The sequence below is a fragment of the Hydrogenophaga defluvii genome (genome assembly GCF_042665235.1).
In the GTDB taxonomy this organism is placed as follows: Bacteria; Pseudomonadota; Gammaproteobacteria; order Burkholderiales; family Burkholderiaceae_C; genus Hydrogenophaga; species Hydrogenophaga defluvii_A.
Genome location: NZ_JBHTBZ010000009.1, coordinates 47,887 through 65,493 on the forward strand (window position 1 = coordinate 47,887; position 17,607 = coordinate 65,493).

Genomic DNA, 17,607 nt, shown 5'->3' on the forward strand with positions numbered 1-17,607 from the left:
ATTGGCTCAGCGCCCGCGCAGAAAGAGGCCGTCGAGCTCGCGCATGGACAGCTGGCGCCAGGTGGGCCGGCCGTGGTTGCATTGGTCGGCGCGTTCCGTGGTTTCCATTTGGCGCAGCAAGGCGTTCATTTCCTCCAGCGTGAGCCGGCGGTTGGCGCGCACGGCGCCATGGCAGGCCATGGTGGCCAGCAACTCGTTGCGGGCGCGTTGCACCACGGTGCTGGCTTCATGCTGGCCCAGTTCGGCCAACACACTGCGCGCCAGCGCCACCGCGTCGCCTTGCGCCAGCGTGGCGGGCACGGCGCGCACCGCCAGCGTCTGGGGCGAAAACGGCGTGATTTCCAGCCCCAGCTGCAACAAGCCCTCGGCACTGGCTTCTGCCGTGGCCACCTCGGCCGGGGTGGCAGCGAAGGTGGCCGGGATCAACAGAGGCTGGCTGGCCAGCGCAGCTTCTGGGCCGGCATCAAGCTGCTGTTTGAGGCGCTCGTAGACGATGCGCTCGTGGGCGGCGTGCATGTCCACCACCACCAGGCCCTGGGCGTTTTCGGCCAGGATGTAGACGCCGTGCAGTTGTGCGATGGCGCGGCCCAGCGGCCAGGTGTCGGTGGGCGGTGCTTCGGCGGCCGGCACAGGCGCAGGCGGTTCGGGTGTTGGCATGGGGGATGCCACCGACCACAAGGCGCCCAGGTCGTGCACACGGTGGCCCACCTCGGGTGGGGTGGTGGGGCGGTACAGAAACGGGCTGGGCGCGGGCCGTTCGGACAGCGGCAGCGGGCTCTGCCAGGCAGGCGACACCAGGTTCACCACCGGCACCGCTGTTGGGGTGGCCGCCACCGGCTGGCCTGCACGGGACGCGGCCAGTGTGTCTTCCACCGCGTGGCGTACCGCCTGGTGCACCTCGCGGCTGTCGCGAAAGCGTACCTCGATTTTGGTGGGGTGCACGTTCACATCCACGCGGCGCGGGTCGATCTCCATGAACAGGGCGTACACCGGCTGGCGCTGGCCGTGCAGCACGTCTTCAAAGGCGGCGCGGGCGGCGTGGCTCACCACCTTGTCGCGAACAAAACGGCCGTTCACGTAGGCAAACTGTTGGTCGGCGCGTGCGCGCGCAAAGTCGGGCAGACCCACGCGGCCCCACACGCGTATGGGGTGGGGGTGGTCGCTGCTGCTGCGCCAGGCCACCGGTAGGCTGTTGTCGAGGAACTCGCGGCCCAGCACATCGCCCAGGCGTTGCGCCATGCTGTCTTCGGGGCTGGCGCCGGGCGGCGCAGCGCGCCACTGCTCCACCAGTTTGCCTTCGTGCCATATGGCAAAACCCACGTCGGGCCGGGCCAGGGCGTGGCGGCGCACGGCTTCCACACAATGGGCCAGCTCGGTGGCATCGGTTTTGAGGAATTTGCGCCGCGCGGGCGTGGCGTAGAACAGCTCGCGCACCTCCACGCTGGTGCCCACGCCGCGCGGCGCGGGGCTGAGTTCGCCGGTGCGGGCGTTGAGCAGCCAGGCGTGTTCGGCGTCGGCGCTGTCGCCAGGCGGTGTGCGCGAGAGCAGGCTGAGCTCGGCCACCGAGGCGATGGCCGCCAGCGCCTCGCCGCGAAAACCCATGGTGCCCACCGATTCGAGCTCGTCGAGCGAGCGGATCTTGCTGGTGGCATGGCGCTTGAGCGCCACCGGCAGCTCGTTGCGTGGGATGCCCTGGCCGTCGTCCTCCACCGCAATCAGCCGCACCCCGCCGGCCAGCAGCCGCACGGTGACGTGGTGCGCGCCCGCGTCCAGGGCGTTGTCCACCAACTCACGCACCACCGAGGCGGGGCGCTCCACCACCTCGCCAGCGGCAATCTGGCTGATCAGCTCGTCGGGGAGTTCAAGAATGGTGCGGCGTTGGGCGTGCCGGGGCGCGGATTCGGGTGCGTTCACGCCGGAATTTTAGGCGGCCACAAAAAAGCCGGCCCAGGGGCCGGCAGGTGGTTGGCCCAACCGACCAGGTGTTTACTTGCGTGCCTGTGCCACAGCCGCCTGTGTCTCTTTCCACAGGGCTTCGCCCACGTTGGCGGCGATGCTGGCGTTGATGGCGCTGAGCTTCTCGCGCATGCGGTTGGTTTCGGTGGGCGTCAGCTCGTTGACCTGCATGCCTTTGGCCTTGAGTTCGGCCAGGGCCTTGGCGGCTTCTTCGCGGGTGTCCTTGCGCTCAAAGTCGCGGCTCTTGATGGCGGCGTCCAGCAGCACCTTTTGTTCGGTCTTGCTCAGGCCGTCCCAGTACTTCTTGCTGACCAGCACGATCCACGGGCTGTAGACGTGGTTGGTCACGGTCAGGTACTTCTGCACCTCGTAGAACTTGCTGGAGAGGATGGTGTTGTACGGGTTCTCCTGGCCATCCACGGCTTTGGTTTCCAGCGCGGTGAACAGCTCCGAGAAGGACAGCGGCACGGCATTGGCGCCCAGGGTTTTGAAGCTTTCCAGGAACACCGGGTTGGGCATGACGCGCAGCTTGATGCTGTCGAGGTCTTCCAGCTTGTTCACCGCGCGTTTGTTGTTGGTCAGGTTGCGGAAACCGTTTTCCCAGTACACCAGGCCCACCAAGCCTTTTTCCTGCAGCTTGTCCATCACTTTCTGGCCCACGGGGCCGTCGAGCACCACATCGGCTTCCTTGGCGTTGTTGAACAGGAAAGGCGTGTCCCAGATCGCCATTTCTTTGGTGATGCCCACCAGCGTGGCGGTGGAGCCCACCATCATTTCCTGCGCGCCGCCGATCAAGGCCTGCTGCATCTGCGCGTCTGAACCCAGGGCGGCGGCGCCGACAGCGCGCACCTTCATCTTGCCGCCCGAGGCTTTTTCCACCTCTTCGGCAAACAGCTTGACCGCACGGCCTTGGTTGGACACCTCGTTGAGGCCGTAGCCAAAACGGATGATGCGCGGCTTGATGTCTTGTGCGATGGCGCCGAAAGACGCCACCAGGGCGGCGGCGGACACGGCGGCCAGCACGGTGCGGCGGAAGGTTGTCATGGAAGTCTCCTTGGGGTTGAGGTCGGGTGAAAAACGGGTTCAGTTCATCGCATCCAGCGCACCGGCTCGATGACGATCTGCGGAAACACCACCAGCAGCACGAGGATGGCCACGTAGGTGATGAGGAAGGGGTTGACGCCACGGATGACGCTGGGCAACGAGATGCGTCCCACACCCGCCACCACGTTGAGCACCGTGCCCACGGGCGGCGTGATCAGGCCAATGGCGCCGTTGAGCACGAACATCAGGCCGAAATACACGGGGTCGATGCCGGCCTTGACGGCGATGGGCAACATCACCGGGGCGAAGATGAGGATGGTGGGCGTGAGGTCCAACGCCGTGCCGATCAGCACCAGCACCAGCATCATCACGGCCATCAGCAGGCGGGGGTTCTCCACCATGGGGCCGAGCCAGCCCGTGAGCAGATTGGGCAGATCGGCCAAGGTGATCATGTAGCTGGCCACCTGGGCACCGGCGCACAGGAACATGACGATGGAGGTGGTTTTGGCGGCGCGCACCAGCACGCCATGCACCGCGCTGAACTTCATCTCGCGGTGCACGAACAGGGCCACAAACAGCGCGTAGAAGGCGGCCACCACGGCGGCTTCGGTGGGCGTGAACACGCCGGATTTCATGCCGCCGATGATGATCAGGGGCATGAGCAATGCCCAGAAAGCGCGTGCGGTGACACGCAGGCGTTCGCGCAGCGGCAAGGGCTCGCCTTGGGGCAGGTTCAGCCCACGCAGCACCCAGCGCCACGCAAAGATCAGCCCCGCACCCATCAGCAGACCGGGCACGATGCCCGAAATAAACAGCGCCGAGATGGAGGTGTTGGTGGTGACGCCGTAGATCACGAAGGGCATGGACGGCGGGATGATGGGCGCGATGATGCCGCCCGAGGCGATCAGGCCGGCCGAGGTGTTCATGGGGTAGCCCTGCTGGCGCATCATGGGCAGCAGAATGGTGGCCAGAGCCGCCGTGTCGGCCAGTGCCGAGCCGCTCATGCTGGCCATCAACACCGCAGCGCCAATGGCCACGTAGCCCAGGCCGCCACGCACATGACCCACCCACGCCTGGGCCATGTCGATGATGCGGCGGCTGATGCCGCCTGCGTTCATCAGCTCGCCGGCCAGGATGAAAAATGGCACTGCAAGCAAGGGAAAGCTGTCCACGCCGGACACCAGGTTCTGGGCCAGCAGCTGGGTGTCCCAGAAGTCCAGCACCCAAGCCATACCGGCGCCGGTCAACACCAGGGCCAGGGCCATGTTCATGCCGGTGCCCATGAGCACCAGCATGCCCACCGAAAAAACCACAAAGGCCTGTGCTTCAGCGCTCATCATCACTCCACGTCGGCGCCATGGCCCAGGTCCAGCGGCTTGCGCTGAATCAACTCCCACAAAGCCATCACACCGATGGCCACCGAACACAGCAGGGCCGGCAGCGGCAGCAGCGCGGCCGAGTACCCCATCACCACCGACTGGCTGCCCAGGCCCACGATCACCTGTTGCCAAGCGCCCCAGGCCAGCATGGCGCAGGCGGCAATGACCAGCAGTCGGATCAGTGCTGTGACGGCGGCAAAGGCCAGCGGGCGCCCCGCCAGCAGGCCGGCCAGGCTGGTGAAGGCCATGTGCTCGCCGCCGGGGTAGGCCAGCGTGGCGCCAATGAACACCATCCACACAAACAGCAGCCGCGAGAGTTCCTCGCTGGCGGCCACACCACTGCCAAAGCCGTAGCGCAGCACCACGTTGACGAACACGGCGGTGGCCATCACAGCCAGGCACACGGCCATGGCGCTGCTGGCCCAGCGCACCATCGGGTGCTCCCGCTGCTCAGGGTTGGGGTGGTTCATGGTGCAAGCTCCTTGTGCGGCAACCAGGCCACGGTCTGGGCACACAGCTGGTTCAGGGGCAGGCGTGCGTCCAACCGCAACACGCCCGGCTCGCCCACGGGCGGCTCCAGCGTGGCGAACTGGCTGTCCACCAGTGCGCTGGAAAAAAAGTGGGTGCCGGCACGGGCCGCCACACGCTGGCCGGCCTCCTCGCGGTCGATGTCGAGAAACACAAAACGCAGGCCTGGGCAGGCGGCGCGCAGCTGGTCGCGGTAGGCGCGTTTGAGAGCCGAGCAGGTGAGCACCGCACCCTGTTGGTGGGCCTGCAGCAGCTCGGCCAGGGTGCGCAGCCAGCCGGCGCGGTCAGCGTCGGTCAGGGCCACACCCAGGCGCATCTTTTCGCGGCTGGTGCCGCTGTGGTGGTCGTCGCCCTCGATCAGGGGCACGCCGCAGGCCTGCGCCAGGGCAGCCCCCAGGCTGGACTTGCCACAGCCGGCCACGCCCATGACCACCAGAAACACCGATACAGGCGACTCATTCATGTGGGACAGCGCTATCCAATGCGTTTAAAAAAGAGCTTCCGTGAAGGAAGCAGACCAAGGCTTCTTGAATGAGGGCCTTGACGAAAAATTGTGTGTTGACGGCTTGTTCAAGCCGTTGGACAGCGCTATCCTAGCAGCAATCTTTCCACATTAACAAAGGGTAAACCCTTGGAACGTGCCGAACCCAAGCGCCGCTCAAGCGGTCGCATCACGCTCAACGAGGTGGCCCGACTGGCGGCGGTCAGCCCGATCACCGCATCGCGTGCCCTGCGTGGCGAACGCAGCGTGGCCCCCGATCTGGTGGCACGGGTGCAGCGGGCGGCGCAGCAACTGGGCTACGTGCCCGACCCGGCAGCCCGCGCCCTGGCGTCGCAGCGCAGCAGCCTGGTGCCGGTGCTGGTGCCCCTGCTGTCCAACGCGTTGTTTGTGGACGTGCTGGACGCCGTGCACCGGACACTGCAGCCGCAGGGTTTTCAGCCGCTGATCGGCGTCACGCACTACCGCCCTGACGAGGAGGAGCAACTGCTTCGCACCTACCTGGCGCAGCGGCCGGCCGGCCTGCTGCTCACCGGCTTTGATCGCACCGACGCGGCACGCCAGATGGTGGCGGCCAGCGGCGTGCCTTGTGTCCACCTGATGGAGCTATCGCCAGCACCGGATGTGTACTGCGTGGGCTTCTCGCAGCAGGATGCCGGCCACGCCATCACCGCCCATTTGGTGGCGCGCGGGCGCCGGCGCATCGCGTTTGCCGCTGCCCAGCTCGACCCGCGCACCCTCCAGCGTGCCGAAGGCTATCGGCGCTGCCTGCGTGAACACGGCCTGTACGACCCCAAGCTCGAACGCCTGGTGCCCGAACCCTCCAGCATGCGGCTGGGCGGTGAGCTGTTCGCCGAATTGATGCGCGCCCACCCCGATTGCGATGCCATCTTTTTCAACAACGACGACCTCGCACAGGGTGGCTTGCTGGCGGCGTTGCGGCTGGGTGTGGCGGTGCCGCAGCAGGTGGCGGTGGCCGGTTTCAACGACCTGGCCGGCAGCGACCAGATGTTGCCGCCGCTGACCACCGTGCACACGCCCCGCAAGGCGGTGGGCGAGGCCAGCGCGCAGATGCTGCTCGCCCTCATGCGGGGGGAAAGCCCGCAGCCCAGTTCGCGCGATCTGGGCTTTGAACTGCGGGTGCGCGGCAGCACCTGAAGGGCTGTCGCGCCGCGTCGATAATCCGTGCCCATGGACCTCATTGCGACGCTGATCGATTTCATCCTGCACGTGGACGCCCACCTGGAGGCGTTTGTCCAGGCCTATGGCGCCTGGGTGTACGCCCTGCTGTTTCTCATCATCTTTGTGGAAACCGGTGTGGTGGTCATGCCCTTTCTGCCGGGCGACTCGCTGCTGTTTGTGGTGGGCGCGCTGTGTGGCGCCGGTTTCATGAGCCTGCCGCTGGCCATGGCGCTGCTGGTGGTGGCCGCCATCTTGGGCGACCAGCTCAACTACTCGATTGGCCGCTATTTCGGCCCCAAGGTGTTTCAGTGGGAGGACTCGCGTTTTTTCAACCGCAAGGCCTTTGACCGCGCGCACAATTTCTACGAAAAATACGGCGGTATCACCGTCATCCTGGCGCGCTTCATGCCGTTTGTGCGCACCTTTGTGCCCTTCGTGGCCGGTGTGGCCGAAATGACACGCAGCACCTTCACCTTCTACAACGTGGTCGGCGCGTTCATCTGGGTGGTGGGCCTGACCGGCGCCGGCTACCTGTTCGGCAACCTGCCTTGGGTGCAAACCCACCTGAGCAAAATCATCTGGGCCATGATCATCGTGCCGGGCCTGATTGCGATGTTCGGCGCCTGGCGGGCCTCGCGGGCCGAGGCGAAGTCTCCCGCCTGAGGCTCCGCCCCGTCACGACACCTGCCGCGTGCGCGCCAGCGGCGGGTTGCGGGAGAAGTAGCGCACGATGCCACGCAGCAGCGCATCGGCCAGCTGGTTTTGGTAAGCCGGGTCGAGCAGGCGTTGTTCTTCGTCGGGATTGCTGATGAAGGCGGTTTCCACCAGCACACTGGGGATGTCGGGCGCGCGCAGCACCGCAAACCCCGCCTGTTCCACGCGGGGTTTGTGCAGCTTGCCCACGCGGCCGATCTCGCCCAACAAGGTGGCACCCACGCGCAGGCTGTCGTTGATTTGTGCCGTGGTGCTCATGTCAAGCAGCACCCGGCGCACACCGGCGTCCTGGCCGCCGAGGTTGATGCCGCCCACCAGATCGGCCTTGTTTTCCTTGTCGGCCATCCAGCGCGCGGCCGCGCTGGAGGCGCCACGGTCGCTCAAGGCGTAGACGCTGGCGCCCTGGGGCCGGGGGGTGTAGAAAGCGTCGGCGTGGATGCTGACGAAGAGGTCGGCCTGCACCCGGCGCGCTTTGTCCACCCGCACATGCAGTGGCACGAAGAAGTCGGCATCGCGGGTCATGAAGGCGCGCATCTGGTGGCCGTTGACCTGGGTGGCGTTGATGCGGGTGCGCAGCCGCTGCGCGATCTGAAGCACCACGTTTTTCTCGTAGGTGCCACCGGGGCCGACCGCGCCTGGGTCTTCACCGCCGTGGCCGGGGTCGAGCGCGACGATGATGAGGCGGTCGGTGGGCGCGGCGCGCACCGGCTCGCGTGGGACGGGGCTGACGGGCGCTGCGGGCGTTGGCGTTGGGGGCGCGGTGGCGGTCTTCGCCGGTGCGGATTTCTGCGCAATCAGGTCGCCTAACGGATCGGTGTCGGGTGCTGGCGCTGGCGCGGGTGTTGCGCTCATGCCGGGGGCCAGATCTTTGAGGCGCTGTGCAATGAAGTCGTCCAGCGGATCGGGCGGCGTGACCGGGTACAGATCGAGCACAAGCCGGTGCCGGTAGGCCGCGACCGGCTCCAGGCTGAACACCTGAGGTGTGATGGGTTTTTTGAGGTCGATGACCAGGCGCACCACATTGGGCGCGTTCTGTGCCACCCGCAGGCCGGCGATGTTGGGGTCGTCCGAGCGCACCTGGCCCAGCAGTTCGCGCAGGCCGGGCAGCAGATCGATGCCTTCGATGTCCACGGCCAGGCGCGGTGGGTCGGAGACAAAAAACTGGCGTGCCGTCAAAGCGCCGTCCGATTCGATGGTCACGCGCGTGTAATCGCGTGCGGGCCAGATGCGAACCGCCACCACCGAGGCACCACGTGCGATCTGGTGAGCGCCAATCAGCAGCACCAACGAACCGGTTCCGATCAACTGCCGCCGTCTCATGAGCGGGCGGCCTCCAGCAACTGTTGGCCACGTGGGGTTCGGGCCATGAAGGTGAGGCGGCGGCTGTGTTCGTGGTCGTCCATGGGGTGCAGGCTCAGGTCGGCATCGGGTGTCGGCATCATGCCCTGGGCCTTTTCCGGCCATTCCACCAGCTTGAGACCAGGCTGTGCAAAAAGTTCGCGAAACCCCGCGTCTTCCCACTCGCGCGGGTCGCTGAACCGGTAGAAATCGAAGTGCCAGATGTTCAGTGGCGCGCCGGTGTGGCTGCCCCAGGCGGCAGGCCAGGGCGCTTCGTGAGGTTCGACCACGGTGTAGGTGGGGCTTTTGATGCGCCCCGCCACGCCCAACGCGCGCAGCAGGTGACGCACCAGCGTGGTTTTGCCCGCCCCCAGGTCGCCATGCAAGGCGATCACCACATTGGCCAACACAGGCGAGCGCGCCATGGTGTCGGCCAGCGCCTGCGTGTGTGTCTCGTCCAGCAGCTGCGTGCGCCACACGCTGTCTGGCGTGGGGGCGCTGCCTACAATCATGGGGTGGTCGATGCTGCTCAATTCGTTTCGCAAATACAGGCTTGGGGCCGGGAACTCGGATTTTCCCAAATTGGCGTGACGGGTGTCGATCTTTCGAGTGCCGAGCCGGGTTTGCTGGCCTGGCTGGCCGCCGGCTTTCATGGCGAGATGGGCTACATGGCCCAGCATGGGCTCAAACGCGCCCGCCCCGCCGAGCTGTTGCCCGGCACGGTCAGCGTGATCACCGCCCGCCTGGACTACCTGCCCGCCAGCACGCCCGAGGGCTGGGCTGCGGCTGAACTGAGCCGCCAGCAACGCCCCGGCGAAGCCGTGATTTCGCTCTACGCCCGAGGCCGCGATTACCACAAGGTGTTCCGACAGCGCCTGCAAAAGCTGGGCGAGCGCATCGCGCTGGCCGCAGCGCCCTTGGCCCACCGCGCGTTCACCGATTCCGCCCCGGTGCTGGAGGCCGAGCTGGCCACCCGCAGCGGCCTGGGCTGGCGCGGCAAACACACGCTGGTGTTGCAGCGCGAGGCCGGCTCCATGTTTTTTCTGGGCGAGGTGTTTGTGGACATGGCCTTGTCCACCACCGCCCCCACCAGCGCGCATTGCGGGCAATGTTCGGCCTGCATCACCGCCTGCCCCACGGGCGCCATCGTGGCGCCCTACCGGCTCGATGCACGCCGTTGCATTTCTTACCTCACCATCGAACACGCCGGGCCCATCCCGATCGAGTTCCGCCGTTTGCTCGGCAACCGCATCTACGGCTGCGACGATTGCCAGCTGGTGTGCCCGTGGAACAAGTTCGCGCAGCGCTCGCCGCTGCCCGACTTTGAACCGCGCGCGGCCATGGGTGGCAACACGTTGGTGGCCTTGTTTGCCTGGGAAGAAGCCGCGTTTCTGCAGCGCACCGAAGGCAGCGCCATCCGCCGCATCGGCCATGAACGCTGGTTGCGCAACATCGCCGTGGCCCTGGGCAACGCGCTGGCTGCAGGCGAGCCACCCGAGCCCCTGCGCACTGCCTTGCAAACGCGCCGCGAACACACCAGCGCTTTGGTGCGCGAGCATGTGGCGTGGGCGCTGGCGCAGGGCTCCGATACGATGTGTCCATGAGGACCGTTCCACCGCCATCTCAGCCGCTGCGCGACCTGGGCGGCGCCGCGTTGCGCTGGAGCGCGCAGTGGGTTTACATCGCGCGGCTGGCTGCGCAGATCATGGCCTGGGCATTGACGCCGGGCAGCTACCCGCGTGCGTTGCGCCCGGTGATGGCGCGTCACCTGTACCAGTCCGCCGGCCCGTCGCTCATGTGGTACGTGCTGATGTTTGGTTTTTTCAGCCTCGTGCTGGTCCGCATCGTGGTGGTGTCGGCCGCCAGTTATGGGCTCTCGCGTTACGCCCTGGAGATGGTGGTGCGGGTGTTGGTGCTGGAGCTGTTGCCGCTGGCGGCAGCGCTGTTTGTGGCCATGCGTTGTGCCATACCTTACGGCTCGGAGGTCGCGGCCATGCGCGCCAGTGGCCGTTTTGACGCGCTGCTGGCGCAGGGCGTGGACCCCATGCGTCAGGAGGTGCTGCCGCGCGTGGTGGCGGGCGTGTTCGCGGTCTGGTTGTGTACCGCGCTGAGCGCCGTGCTCACGCTGGTGGTGAGTTACCTGGTGGTCTATGGTTTCACGCCGTTTGGTTGGGATCCCTACACCCGCACCGTGGGGCAGGTGTTCGCCCCCGCCGTCACGCTGGTGTTTGTGGTGAAAACGCTGCTCTTCAGCCTGGCCGTGGCGGTGGTGCCCATGGCCGCTGCCACCCACCCACAGCCGACCGGCGGGGGTGGTGCCGGTGGCGCCGAAATCCAGGGCCTGGTGCGCATGTTCATGCTGTTGCTGTTGTTTGAAGCCCTGTCCCTGTTGGGCAACTACTATTGAGCCCCATGGCTGAACCTTCCGCTTCCCCTGCCGGCCTGAGCCGCATCGAGTTCAAAGCCGCCTTGCTGATGCTGCTGTTCGTGTTGCTGGTGGTCGGCTCTGCCGTGTACCTGTTGTACGCGCGTGGTGCCTTTGAGGACCACCAGACCGTGGTGCTGGTGGCCGACGATTCCGAAGGTGTGACCGTGGGCATGGACCTCACGTTCTCGGGTTTTCCCATCGGCCGCGTGCGCCGCATCGAGTTGTCCGCCGAAGGCAACGCCCGCATCGTGATTGACGTGCCCGAGCGCGACGCCCGCTGGCTGCGCCAGAGCAGCATCTTCACCATGGAGCGCAGCGTGGTGGGCAGCGTTCGCCTGCGCGCTTTCAGCGGCGTGCTGGACGACCCACCGCTGCCCGATGGCGCCGAGCGGCGTGTGCTGCTGGGCGATGCCACGGCCGAAATCCCGCAGGTGGTGGCCACCGCGCGCGAGCTACTCAACAACCTCGCCAGCATGACCAACGCGCAGTCGGCACTCAACACCACGCTGCAACAAACCCAGTCGCTCACCGAAAAACTCAACGGCCCACAAGGTGCCCTGGGGGTGTTGGCCGGCAACGACGCCGACCGCAAACGCCTGGCCGCCACGCTGGCACAGGCCGAGACCTTGATGACCCGCCTCAACAGCCTGGCGCAGCGCACCGAAGGCCTGGTGGTCAACGCCGACCGGCGTGTGCTGGGCGAGGGTGGGCTGGTCACCGACACGCAAGCGCTGGTGCAGCAAATGAACACGGCGCTGGGTGAAGCGCGGCAAAGCCTCAAGAAGTTGGACGCGGTGCTGGTGGAGGCGCAGGGCATTGCCAGCAACACCCGCGAGGCCACGGTCGATCTGGGGGCCTTGCGCACCGAGGTTGAAGCCAGCCTGCGCAAGGTCGAAACCCTGGTCAACGAGGTCAACCGCAAGTGGCCTTTCGCGCGCGACACGGAGATCAAGCTGCCATGACCCGTTTCACCGTGCTTTGGATCGCAGTGGTCTTGTCTGCCTGCAGCAGCACCCCACCACCGCCCGACTGGGCCGTGAGCGCGCAAGGGTCGTTGGCGCGTTCGGTGGACGCCTACCTCAGCGGCAACACGCGCGTGGCCACGCTGGAACTCGACCGCGCCCGCGCCGAGGTGGCCCGCACCGGCGCACCCGAGCGGCTGGCGCGCCTGGAGTTGGTGCACTGTGCGGCCGAGGTGGCCAGCCTGAGCTTCACCGCTTGCCCCGCCTACCAGGCGGTGGCGCCCGATGCGGCCGCGCCAGAGCAGGCCTACGCCCGCTATTTGCGCGCCCAGGTCACACCCGCCGACGCCTCACAACTGCCCGAGGTGCACCGCATGCTGGTGGGTGCAGCGCCCGATCAAGCCGCCGCCCGCGTCGCTGCCATCGCCGACCCGCTGTCGCGTCTGGTGGCCGCAGCGGTGTTGCTCCGCGCCGAACGCGCCACCGATGCCGTGGTGCGTTTGACGGTGGACACCGCCAGCGCGCAGGGCTGGCGCCGCCCTTTGATGGCATGGCTGGGTGTGGCGCTGGCGCGCGCACAAGCGGCGGGGCAGGGTGATGAAGCCGCACGCCTGCAGCGGCGGCTCGACGTGTTGATGCGGCGCGTGCCGGCAGACGCTGCGTCAGCCCCCACCCAGTGAACCCAACACCCCCAGCGCAAACGGCAGGCTCAGCATGCCCAGCAGCGTGGACAGCGTGACCAGGCCGGCCACGTAGGCACCGTTGTAGCCCATGCGCGCGGCCAGCACGTAACAACTGGACGCGGTGGGCACCGCCGAGAACATCAGCAGCACCAGGGTCTGTGTCGCGTCGAGCGCGAACACGCGCGACATGCCCAGCGCCACCAGTGGCAGCACAAAGTGTTTGAGCGAGAGCACCGCCACCCCCAGTCCCTTGGCGCTGGCCAGGCTGCCCAGTTGCATGCCGGCGCCGGCCGCCATCAGACCCAACGCCAGCGAGGCCTGGCCGATGCGGTTGACCGTGGGGTCCAGCCAAGGCGGAATCTGCAAGCCCAGCAGATTGGACGCCAGGCCACACGTTGTGCCAATGATCAGCGGGTTGCGCATCAGCTCCCGCGCGAAGCCGCGCTGGGCATGGCGTGCCATGGGCCACACCGCGCCGGTGTTGAAAAGTGGCACACAAAAACCGATCAGCACCGCGATCAGTTGCAGGCCTTGGGGGCCGACCACTTTTTCGACCAGTGCCAGCGCAATGAAGGAGTTGAAGCGAAAGCCCACCTGCGCGCTGGCCGCGTGCAGCCGCACGTCCAGGTGTTTGCCCAGCCAGGGCCAGTGGGGCAGCGAATACGACAAGGCAATCGCCACCACCGCCATGCTCATGCCAGCACCGATCAGGCCCGACGTGGCGCCCAGATCCAGCGGGCTGGTGACGATGGAGCGAAACAGCAGGGTGGGAAACAGGAAGTAGTACACCAGGCTGTCCACCTGCTCCCACACCTTGCGGTTGAGCGCGGTCAGGCGGCACAGCAGGTAGCCGATGAGGATGAGCGAAAAATCGGGAAACAGCAGTTGGGCGAAGTTCACCGGCGCGAGGATACAAGGGATGGCGCTCCAAACGCGCGCCATCCCTAGGGTTTGCCCTTGGGGGATTCCATGCGGTCGGGAACCTTCAACCTTCATTTATATTCGCAGCACCTTGCGGCACAGCTGTTGCTGTGGCGCCCCTTTTACGTGCTCTCAACAGGAGACTTCCTCATGATGTTCCGCCGCGAAGTGCTGACCCTTGCCGCCCTGGCCACCCTCAGTGGTGCCGCGTTCGCCCAGGCCTACCCCAGCCGCCCCGTCAAGCTGCAGGTGCCGTTTGCGCCCGGTGGCACCACCGACATCATCGCGCGTGTCATGTCCGAGCCGCTGGGCAAGGAACTGGGCCAATCGGTGGTGGTGGAAAACAAGGCCGGTGGTGGTGGTGTGGTGGGCGCCACCGAACTCGCTCGCGCACAGCCCGATGGTTACCTGCTCGGCATGGCCACCGTGTCCACCACGGCCGCCAACCCGGCCATCAACCCCAAGATCAGCTACAACCCGCTGACCGATTTCATCGCTATCACCAACATCGCCGCCACCCCCAACGTGATTGCGGTGCACCCCAGCTTCCCGGCCAAGGACTACGCCGGTTTCATCGCCGAGCTGAAGAAGAACCCGGGCAAATACTCCTACGCCTCGTCGGGCACCGGCGGCATTGGCCACCTGCAGACCGAGCTGTTCAAGAGCCTGGCCGGCGTGTTCATGACCCACATTCCTTACCGTGGTGCAGGCCCGGCACTCAACGACACCGTGGCTGGTCAGGTGCCCATCATTTTCGACAACCTGCCCTCCGCGCTGCCCTTCATCAACACCGGCAAGCTGGTGCCTATCGTGGTGGCCGCGCCCCAGCGCCTGAGTGCCTTGCCCAATGTGCCCACCTTCAAGGACGTGGGCCTGGAGCCGGTGAACCGCATGGCCTATTACGGCCTGCTGGCGCCCAAGGGCACGCCGGCCGACATCGTGAACAAGGTGCAAGGCGCCGCCATGAAGGCCCTGGCCGACCCGGCCGTGCGCAAGCGCATCGAAGACACCGGCTCGCTGATCGTGGCCAACACCCCGGCCCAGTTCACCGAGCAGATCAAGGCCGAGCTGGGTGTGTACAAGCAGGTCGTCGAAAAGCAAAAGCTCAAACTTGACTGAGCCCGATCCGGCGCTGGTGGCCGCCGCCCGGTCTGCGGTGGAGGCGGACACCAGCGCTTTTGTGGATGCCCTCTGGCTGGAAGAGGGCTTGTCGCGCAACACGCTGGACGCCTACCGCCGCGATCTGGCGCTGCTGGGCCAGTGGCTGGCCTCACACGGCAAGCGGCTGACCGATTGTGGCGAAGCCGACATCAACGGCTACTTCGCCGCACGCCACAGCCAGACCCGCGCCACCACGGCCAACCGGCGTCTCACCGTTTTCAAACGCTACTTCCGTTGGGCCTTGCGTGAGCGGCTCATCAGCGCCGACCCCACCTTGCGCCTGCAGGCGGCCAAACAGCCGTTGCGTGTGCCCAAGACCTTGACCGAAGCCCAGGTGGAGGCTTTGCTCAACGCCCCCGACGTAGGTACCCCCCTGGGTCTGCGCGACCGCGCCATGCTGGAGCTGATGTACGCCAGTGGTCTGCGGGTGAGCGAGCTGGTGTCGCTGCGCACGTTTGAGGTCAGCCAGAGCGAGCACGTGTTGCGCGTGACCGGCAAGGGCAACAAGCAGCGCTTGGTGCCGTTTGGCCTGCTGGCCGGTGAGTGGATGCAGCGCTACCTGCTCGAGGCGCGCGGCGCCATTTTGGGCGGGCAACAGACCGAGGACCTGTTTGTCACCGCGCGTGGTGCGGGCATGTCACGGGTGATGTTCTGGACCCTGGTGAAAAAACACGCGCTGGCCGCTGGCATCCGCAGCCCGCTGTCGCCGCACACCCTGCGCCACGCATTCGCCACCCACCTGCTCAACCACGGGGCCGATTTGCGTGCGGTGCAACTTCTGCTGGGCCACGCCGACATCTCCACCACCACCATCTACACCCACGTCGCCCGCGAACGGCTGAAAGACCTGCACGCGCAGCACCATCCGCGTGGTTAGTGCGTTATCAGCGCGCCGGGCGGGCCGATAATCTGATGCATCCCTGCATCAGCGAACCCTGCCTGTCCCATGCCCGAAATCGTCTTCAAAGGCAAAGAGTACGTTTACAACCACCACCTCACGGTGCCGTACCGGCCGCTGCAACCCCTTGCCGATAAAGGGGTGGGCGCGCCGGACCTGAGTGGGAACCTCGTCATCCACGGCGACAACCTTCACGCGCTCAAAAGCCTGTTGCCGCGTTGCGCGGGCGCGGTGGACCTGATCTTCATCGACCCCCCCTACAACACCGGCAACGAAGGCTGGTGCTACAGCGATGGCGTGAACTCGCCCATCATGAAAGAGTGGTTGACCACCAACCCGGTGGACGGCGAGGACATGCTGCGCCACGACAAATGGCTGTGCATGATGTGGCCGCGGCTGGTGTTGCTTTCCGAGCTTCTGGCCGACCATGGGGTCCTTGCAATTTGTATTGACGAAAACGAGGTGCACCGCCTTTTTTGTGCAGTCACTGAAATTCTGGGTGAAGAATCGTATGTAGGCAGCGTGGTTTGGCGGACAAGAAACGTTGACAACCGAATCGCTACGAAGCTTTCAACGGATCACGAGTATGTTTTGCTATTTTCTAAGGGTAAGCGAGTTCGCGGAAGGACCATTGACCGATCAGATTTTTCGAACCCGGATGCCGATCCGAAAGGCGCATATGTGACTGACCCCCTCACGGGGAAAGCAAAGGCCGATAGACGACCAAATTTGCACTATCCAATCGAGCATCCAACGGACGGGCGTGTGTTTCATCCTGATCCCGATCTTGGCTGGATTACAGACAAAGATGGTTTTGAAAAGCTTTTGTCAGAAAAGCGGATTGCTTGGCCGATCTCTGCTAGCGGCAAACCAAGGAAAAAACGCTATTTGTCTGAGACCGCAGCGCGTATGCCTGAGACTACCTTTTGGTCCGACTTTAAGGGGGTGTCGGGCTATGACGAACTGGATCGGATTTTTGGTGAAAGACCCTTTGATTTTCCGAAGCCACTGAGTTTTGCAGAGCGTGTGATTGACCTTTGCGCTTCATCTGACGCCCTCATCCTCGACAGCTTCGCCGGCTCCGGAACCACCGCCCACGCGGTGCTCAAAGCCAACGCCAAGGACGGCGGCAACCGCCGCTTTATTCTGGTGGAAGGCGAGGCCTATGCCGACACGCTGACGGCCGAGCGTGTGCGCCGCGCCATCAAAGGTTATGCCTGGGAAGGCACGCAGCGCGAGACCTTGCTCGAAGAAAAAATCACGTTCACGCAGTTCAAGAAGGCGGCCGAATGGCTGGCCAAGGTGGATGCGATCAAACGCGCCGAAGGGCTGGTGGACGAGGGTGACGGCCAGGGTGATTTGGTGGAACAGGCCGCCCCCAAGGCCACCCACCGCAAGCGCTTTGACAAGATCGAGACCAAGATCGATGACGGCGTGTTGCGCGTGGAGGGCGTGCGCCGCATTTCGGAAATGGCGCCGGGCCTGGGCGGCAGCTTCACCTATTGCACGCTGGGCGATGCGGTGGACCTGGACAAGCTGCTGAGTGGCGAGCGGCTGCCCGCGTTTGATGCACTGGGGGCTTGGCTGTTTTACACCGCCACCGGTGGCGTGCTGCCGCCTGCCCCCAAAAAGGCGCCGCCTTGGTACTTGGGCGAGGCGAAAGACTGCCACGTGTGGCTGGTTTACCAACCCGATCTGAATTTCTTGAAGAGCCCGGAGGCGGCGCTCACGCTCAGCCTGGCCAAGCAGTTCCAGTGCTGGGGCAAAGAACACGATTCCACACGCGAGCGCAAGCCGCTGCGCCACTTGGTGTTTGCCCCGGCCAAGTACCTGAGCAACCGCCAGTTGCAAGAGCACGGTGTGGACTACGCGCCGCTGCCGTTTGCGTTGTACCGCGAAGCCTGAAGGACGTCG

General features: G+C 65.7%; 17 protein-coding genes. 9 read left to right on the forward strand and 8 right to left on the reverse strand.

The genetic code is table 11. The features are described 5' to 3' along the window. Positions 1–6: 6 nt before the first annotated feature. The 5 genes from mutL to ACFQU0_RS03545 all read right to left on the reverse strand — a co-directional run bounded on the left by mutL (position 7) and on the right by ACFQU0_RS03545 (position 5,370). A complete protein-coding gene (gene mutL / locus ACFQU0_RS03525) occupies positions 7–1,914 on the reverse strand; it encodes a DNA mismatch repair endonuclease MutL (protein WP_382198737.1) in 1,908 nt (635 codons plus the stop codon). Positions 1,915–1,986: 72 nt separating this feature from the next. Further along, on the reverse strand, positions 1,987–3,000 hold the full coding sequence (locus ACFQU0_RS03530; protein ID WP_382198738.1) for a TRAP transporter substrate-binding protein: 1,014 nt from the start codon (positions 2,998–3,000) through the stop codon (positions 1,987–1,989). Positions 3,001–3,044: 44 nt separating this feature from the next. Further along, complete coding sequence (locus ACFQU0_RS03535) at positions 3,045–4,337, reverse strand: TRAP transporter large permease (protein ID WP_382198739.1); 1,293 nt, start codon at positions 4,335–4,337, stop codon at positions 3,045–3,047. Positions 4,338–4,339: 2 nt separating this feature from the next. Then, positions 4,340–4,849: a TRAP transporter small permease subunit gene (locus ACFQU0_RS03540; RefSeq protein WP_382198740.1), complete on the reverse strand. Its 510-nt coding sequence runs from the start codon at positions 4,847–4,849 to the stop codon at positions 4,340–4,342. Further along, on the reverse strand, positions 4,846–5,370 hold the full coding sequence (locus ACFQU0_RS03545; RefSeq protein WP_382198741.1) for a gluconokinase: 525 nt from the start codon (positions 5,368–5,370) through the stop codon (positions 4,846–4,848). Before ACFQU0_RS03545 ends, ACFQU0_RS03540 begins: the two co-directional genes overlap by 4 nt. Positions 5,371–5,538: 168 nt before the next feature. Between ACFQU0_RS03545 and gntR the strand changes: the two genes are divergently transcribed. Both gntR and ACFQU0_RS03555 read left to right on the forward strand, forming a co-directional pair. Beyond that, the gene (gene gntR / locus ACFQU0_RS03550; RefSeq protein WP_382198742.1) at positions 5,539–6,564 is read left to right on the forward strand and encodes an HTH-type transcriptional regulator GntR; all 1,026 of its coding nucleotides are present in this window, start codon (positions 5,539–5,541) and stop codon (positions 6,562–6,564) included. Between the two features lie 33 nt (positions 6,565–6,597). Beyond that, a complete protein-coding gene (locus tag ACFQU0_RS03555; RefSeq protein WP_382198743.1) occupies positions 6,598–7,251 on the forward strand; it encodes a DedA family protein in 654 nt (217 codons plus the stop codon). 12 nt (positions 7,252–7,263) lie between these two features. Here the strand turns inward: ACFQU0_RS03555 and ACFQU0_RS03560 are convergent, their stop codons facing one another. After that, positions 7,264–8,622: an N-acetylmuramoyl-L-alanine amidase gene (locus ACFQU0_RS03560; protein ID WP_382198744.1), complete on the reverse strand. Its 1,359-nt coding sequence runs from the start codon at positions 8,620–8,622 to the stop codon at positions 7,264–7,266. Further along, on the reverse strand, positions 8,619–9,152 hold the full coding sequence (gene tsaE / locus ACFQU0_RS03565) for a tRNA (adenosine(37)-N6)-threonylcarbamoyltransferase complex ATPase subunit type 1 TsaE (RefSeq protein WP_382198745.1): 534 nt from the start codon (positions 9,150–9,152) through the stop codon (positions 8,619–8,621). The genes ACFQU0_RS03560 and tsaE overlap by 4 nt, the downstream gene beginning before the upstream one ends. A 3-nt stretch (positions 9,153–9,155) precedes the next feature. Between tsaE and queG the strand changes: the two genes are divergently transcribed. Genes queG through ACFQU0_RS03585 form a run of 4 tightly spaced genes read left to right on the forward strand, consistent with a single transcriptional unit; the run spans position 9,156 to position 12,710 of the window. Continuing rightward, on the forward strand, positions 9,156–10,244 hold the full coding sequence (gene queG, locus ACFQU0_RS03570; RefSeq protein ID WP_382198746.1) for a tRNA epoxyqueuosine(34) reductase QueG: 1,089 nt from the start codon (positions 9,156–9,158) through the stop codon (positions 10,242–10,244). Further along, positions 10,241–11,047 carry an MlaE family ABC transporter permease gene (locus ACFQU0_RS03575; protein ID WP_382198747.1) on the forward strand — a complete coding sequence of 269 codons (807 nt, stop codon included), beginning with the start codon at positions 10,241–10,243 and terminating at the stop codon, positions 11,045–11,047. Before queG ends, ACFQU0_RS03575 begins: the two co-directional genes overlap by 4 nt. A gap of 5 nt (positions 11,048–11,052) precedes the next feature. Next, complete coding sequence (locus ACFQU0_RS03580) at positions 11,053–12,030, forward strand: MlaD family protein (RefSeq protein WP_382198748.1); 978 nt, start codon at positions 11,053–11,055, stop codon at positions 12,028–12,030. Next, positions 12,027–12,710 (forward strand): hypothetical protein, encoded by a 684-nt coding sequence (locus ACFQU0_RS03585; RefSeq protein ID WP_382198749.1) that lies wholly within the window; start codon positions 12,027–12,029, stop codon positions 12,708–12,710. Before ACFQU0_RS03580 ends, ACFQU0_RS03585 begins: the two co-directional genes overlap by 4 nt. Here ACFQU0_RS03585 and ACFQU0_RS03590 read toward each other — a convergent pair. After that, positions 12,693–13,613 (reverse strand): AEC family transporter, encoded by a 921-nt coding sequence (locus ACFQU0_RS03590; protein ID WP_382198750.1) that lies wholly within the window; start codon positions 13,611–13,613, stop codon positions 12,693–12,695. The genes ACFQU0_RS03585 and ACFQU0_RS03590 overlap by 18 nt on opposite strands. 174 nt (positions 13,614–13,787) lie before the next feature. On the opposite strand from ACFQU0_RS03590, the gene ACFQU0_RS03595 reads away from it, so the two are divergent. From ACFQU0_RS03595 to ACFQU0_RS03605, 3 genes are all read left to right on the forward strand, one after another. Then, entirely contained in the window at positions 13,788–14,753 is a 966-nt protein-coding gene (locus ACFQU0_RS03595; protein ID WP_382198787.1) for a tripartite tricarboxylate transporter substrate binding protein BugE, read from the forward strand. A gap of 16 nt (positions 14,754–14,769) precedes the next feature. Next, entirely contained in the window at positions 14,770–15,672 is a 903-nt protein-coding gene (gene xerD / locus ACFQU0_RS03600) for a site-specific tyrosine recombinase XerD (RefSeq protein WP_382198788.1), read from the forward strand. Between the two features lie 69 nt (positions 15,673–15,741). Next, a complete protein-coding gene (locus ACFQU0_RS03605) occupies positions 15,742–17,598 on the forward strand; it encodes a site-specific DNA-methyltransferase (protein WP_382198751.1) in 1,857 nt (618 codons plus the stop codon). Positions 17,599–17,607 lie beyond the last annotated feature (9 nt).